A 4,591-nucleotide genomic window follows, 5' to 3' on the forward strand; every position below is an offset into this window, starting at 1 on the left:
TTTTTATTTATTTTATATATCTTATAAAGATCACTGTATTTGTCTCTCCAGCTACTAATTTCCCTTTCATATATATATTCACCTGCTATAATAGATGAGGACTTTTGGGGCTTTTTAGGCAATGTTTCTTTTTCGTAACTAACTTTCTTCCCTGAATATACTACATCTATATACTCACGACCTTTAAATATTTCTTCAATTTTATCATTAATTTCGGTTCTAAGTCTTTCGTCTTTATGATCTACATAAAGATTGACAAATAGAAAAATAATGGGTATACTTACAACCCATATTATCAAAGTAATAAAACGTAATTTCTTCATATTAAGCAGTTTTTCAATAATATTTTTTGCAAATATATACATCTATTATTAAAACACATGATTTTTATTATATTTAACTAAATTTTAAATTGATACTTGTTGATTTCGATGTTTTCTTAACCTGACCTTCATTAACTTGTATTATATATTAACGTGAGTTCGATGAATTATAAGTCCTTGTAAATTTTGTGATTAGCGAAAATTGTTGTAAGCTCTTATAATCGTTTTGTTGAACTGGGAAAAGAAGTGGCTGTCCCGTTGGCTCTGTTCATCAAGAAAGTGCTTTTGGGTAGATGCACAGGTATTAGTTTTGTTGACAGCACTCCTTTACGGGTATGCAGGAACCAGAGAATCCATATTCATAAAACGTTCAAGGGAATAGCACAAAGAGGAAAATGTTCCATGGGGGTGGTTCTTCGGATTCAAGCTGCATCTTATATGCAACGAACGTGGAGAACTTCTGAATTTTATGATTACGCCAGGTGATATTGATGACCGTAAACCTCTTGAATACAAAGCCTTTGTGGAATTCATCTACGGAAAACTCGTCGGTGATAAAGGATATATTGGAAAGAACTTGTTTCAGAGATTATTCGTTGATGGAATACATCTTATAACCAAGTTGAAGAGCAATATGAAAGATGCACTGATGTCCGTATCAGACAAACTGCTTCTAAGGAAACAGGCCATTATCGAAACTGTCAATGACGAACTCAAAAATATAGCACAAGTGGAACACTCAAGACATAGAACCGTTGATAATTTTATTGTTAATCTCTTGAGTGCAATTGTATGAGGCGATTGTACACATGATGTTTACAATAAAATCATTAAAGTTTATATGGCTTGAATCAAAGATTGTTCCATTAATAAACATCTACAATTCAGTGAACTTATGTTGATATATATATTTGTGTTTACCCTCTTGCTATTTTATACTGTGGAATAGGGCAAGTCAATATGAAAAGTCTATTAAGAGATGATATTTATAAAAAATCAGGAAGATAATAATGTTTATCTTCCTGATTGTATTTTAGCTTTTATTCCTCTGGTGTTATAAGTTTATATCCTTTTCCGTGAATATTTATAATTTCTATCTGATCATCGTCTTTCAGATGTTTGCGAAGCTTGGTAATGTATACATCCATTGAGCGCGCATTGAAATAGTTGTCGTCAATCCATATTGTCTTGAGTGCAAAGTCTCGCTGCAGTATCTCGTTGGCGTGACTACAGAGCAGAGCCAACAGTTCATTTTCCTTGGTGGTCAGTTTTGTCTGTTTCTCTCCTATTGTCAACAGCTGCTTCTGTGTGTCAAAAGTAAACTGTCCGATATGATAAACAGTGCTCTCTTTGTTTTTCTTGCCGCGGACACGGCGCAGAATTGCCTCAATTCTGAATACAAGTTCTTCCATTGAGAATGGCTTGGTGATATAATCATCTGCACCAATCTTGAAACCTTCCAGAATGTCTTCTTTCAATGTTTTGGCGGTAAGGAAGATAATTGGAATTTCTGCGTTAGCCTGACGTATTTCCTGTGCGAGAGTGAAGCCATCCTTTTTGGGCATCATCACATCAAGAACACAAATATCAAATTTTGTTTTCATGAATGCCTTATATCCAACTTCGCCATCAGGACATAACTCGGCCATATATCCTTTTGCCTGCAGATACTCACGAAGAAGCATACCTAAGTTCTCATCATCTTCGCATAATAAAATTTTAAGTTTTTCGTCCATAATCCTTTAGCTTTTTATAATTGGTAATTTAATTGTAAATTTTGTTCCTTTTCCGAAATCGCTGTCAACAGATATGTCACCATTATGTAACATGACAATCTTTTTCACATAAGCAAGACCTAATCCAAATCCTTTTACGTCATGTACATTGCCGGTGTGGACGCGATAGAATTTATCGAATATCTTCTTCAGATTTTCTTTCTTCAATCCCAAACCTGTATCTCTTATAGAAAGATACAGATGTTCGTCATCATTCCATGTCTTTATGTATATATTTATTGGCTGATCCGGCTTGCGGTATTTTACTGCATTGTCAAGCAGATTGTTTATAACGTTCTGGAAGTGTACCTCATCAACGTATATTGCAGGACGGTCTGCCTTAATTTCAGTGTAGATTTTTCCACCTGTGTGTTCAACGCGTAACGTGAATGAATGTGTGATATTTTCTACCATCTCATTCAAATTGAGTTTCTTCTTTTTAAATACAGCTTTTTTTCTATCAAACATCGACATCTGTAATACCTTTTCAACAAGGAATCTCAGACGTTTTGATTCGTCATTTATTACTCCTCCAAGGTGTTTCATCATTGTTGGGCTCTTTGTCACCGTTTCATCATTGAGCATCTGTGCTGCAAGTGATATGCTGGCGATCGGAGTCTTCAATTCATGAGTCATGTTGTTTATGAAGTCGTTCTTTATCTCCGTATATCTCTTCTGACGGAACACAATGACAATAGTGAAGATAAACGTGATTATCAGAACCATTGTGAATGCGATTGATGGAATCATGAATCTTACTGACGAGAAGATATATGAGTCCATGTCGGGAAAATGTATTTTCACTACTCCCATTTTTGCTTGAGGGTCGTTTCTGAACAACAGTTGTGAATATGTATATTCATCACCTTCATCCGTAAAATCAGGACAACGATATACTTCTCTTCCATCTTGTGTTGAGACTGTGAAATGATATGGAATATTTATTCCGTTGTTCATCAATTCCGCTTTCAGGTCCTGATCAAGTAGTTTGAAATTTATACGTTCTTTTAAAGGTTTCTCTGACGCCGAATACAAAATTGAATATACGACCTCGTCCAATAAGGCTTTTTGGTATATATATCTGTTTTTGACTATTTCCTGTAATGATTTTGTAGCTTCAGAAAGTGTACTCTTGTCACTATTCAATATCATGCCTTTTGGCATTTGTGATGGCTTTACGGTTATAGTCTTTAATTCAAATGATGAATATATTGTTCCATCTTTTCCTGTTACATAATATTGATGTGATTGCTGTATAGTGCCGTCAGGACGACGCGAACGTGTTCCAATAGAGTCACGTTTGAATGCGCGGCGTTCGGTCTCATTTACATCTTTCTCAAGATACCTTAAAGTTTCATTGAGCTCCAGATTTCTTGAAGCCTGATACAGGGCTCTATTGACGGACTCGTCAAACTGTTCTTTCTTCATGTCTACCATCTCCTGGATGTAATTCAGTTGCATATATAGCAGTGCAAGAAAAGAAAAGCCCATTATGATTGCAATTATCCAAATCGTACTTTTTTTCATATCCACAAAGATATATTAATCCTTAAATTGTTAACAATGTAAAGTTAATTTATTGTGTCAATTTTAACATAATTAACCTACGTAATGATAAATAGTTGAAAATATGCAAGTATAGACTGTGTAATAGGTTGGAGATATGTTTTAGATTATCCATAGACAATTTATTTTTTTGTTGAAAACAGCCAGATTATTCACAATAATTTATGAAAAAGCTATATATATCAAATATTTTTACTTTATTTGTAACATTAAATTAAACATCAATGTTTTACATAAAACGTTTTAACTAAAAACTTATTGGATATGACAAAGCTTAAAGAAGTTTACCGTTGTGCTATTTGTGGTAACATTGTAGAGATTATGCATATGGCAGCAGGCACACTGTCATGTTGTGGGCAGCCAATGAATTTATTGACAGAGAATACAGTTGATGCGGCAAAAGAGAAACATGTCCCTATTATAGAAAGCATAGAAGGTGGCTACAAGGTTAAAGTCGGTAGTATAGAACATCCTATGTTGGATAACCATTATATAGAATGGATTGAACTGGTTGAGGAAAACAAAATCCAGCGTGTACATCTAAATCCTGGTGACAAACCAGAAGCTGTTTTTTATACGGATTGTAAGAATGTTTATGCACGTGAATATTGCAATTTACATGGTCATTGGAGTTCAAATAAACAGAGCGAATAATATTTATTAAATATATTTGTATACTTCTGCTTATTAAGTATTTGTAATCATGTGAAATCGCATGAAGTTTAGGATAAAAATAATTGTAAAGAGTCAAAGGGTACTCTCCTGTGACTCTTTATTTTTGTAAATGTGTTATGGTGATTTAAATCAGAATAACGTTATTTAAATAACGTGAGTTCGACGAATTCAGAACAATGCAATCTGTGTGTCAACCGTTCGTAAAACATTGATACACGGCTTCTTTGGAAAGCAACAATATGCAGCAATGCC

At 34.2% G+C, this 4,591-nt stretch carries 4 protein-coding genes and 1 pseudogene; 2 read left to right on the plus strand and 3 right to left on the minus strand.

Annotated features, from left to right (window positions below):
- On the minus strand, positions 1 to 323 hold a 323-nt coding region (locus WKT13_RS13245; protein ID WP_340324227.1), incomplete at its 3' end, for a hypothetical protein.
- A 207-nt stretch (positions 324 to 530) separates the two neighbouring features.
- Between WKT13_RS13245 and WKT13_RS13250 the strand changes: the two are divergent.
- Positions 531 to 1,113 (plus strand): annotated as a pseudogene (locus WKT13_RS13250) (IS982 family transposase); the annotation flags it as partial.
- Positions 1,114 to 1,363: 250 nt separating this feature from the next.
- On the opposite strand, the gene rprY reads toward WKT13_RS13250, so the two are convergent.
- Positions 1,364 to 2,059, minus strand: coding sequence for a response regulator transcription factor RprY (rprY, locus tag WKT13_RS13255; RefSeq protein WP_298620874.1), 696 nt, complete (start codon positions 2,057 to 2,059; stop codon positions 1,364 to 1,366).
- A 6-nt stretch (positions 2,060 to 2,065) separates the two neighbouring features.
- Positions 2,066 to 3,625: a sensor histidine kinase gene (locus WKT13_RS13260; RefSeq protein ID WP_298620876.1), complete on the minus strand. Its 1,560-nt coding sequence runs from the start codon at positions 3,623 to 3,625 to the stop codon at positions 2,066 to 2,068.
- A gap of 303 nt (positions 3,626 to 3,928) precedes the next feature.
- On the opposite strand from WKT13_RS13260, the gene WKT13_RS13265 reads away from it, so the two are divergent.
- The gene (locus WKT13_RS13265) at positions 3,929 to 4,318 is read left to right on the plus strand and encodes a desulfoferrodoxin (RefSeq protein ID WP_298620878.1); all 390 of its coding nucleotides are present in this window, start codon (positions 3,929 to 3,931) and stop codon (positions 4,316 to 4,318) included.
- Positions 4,319 to 4,591 lie beyond the last annotated feature (273 nt).

The organism is Prevotella sp. HCN-7019 (assembly GCF_037890215.1).
Lineage (GTDB): Bacteria > Bacteroidota > Bacteroidia > Bacteroidales > Bacteroidaceae > Prevotella.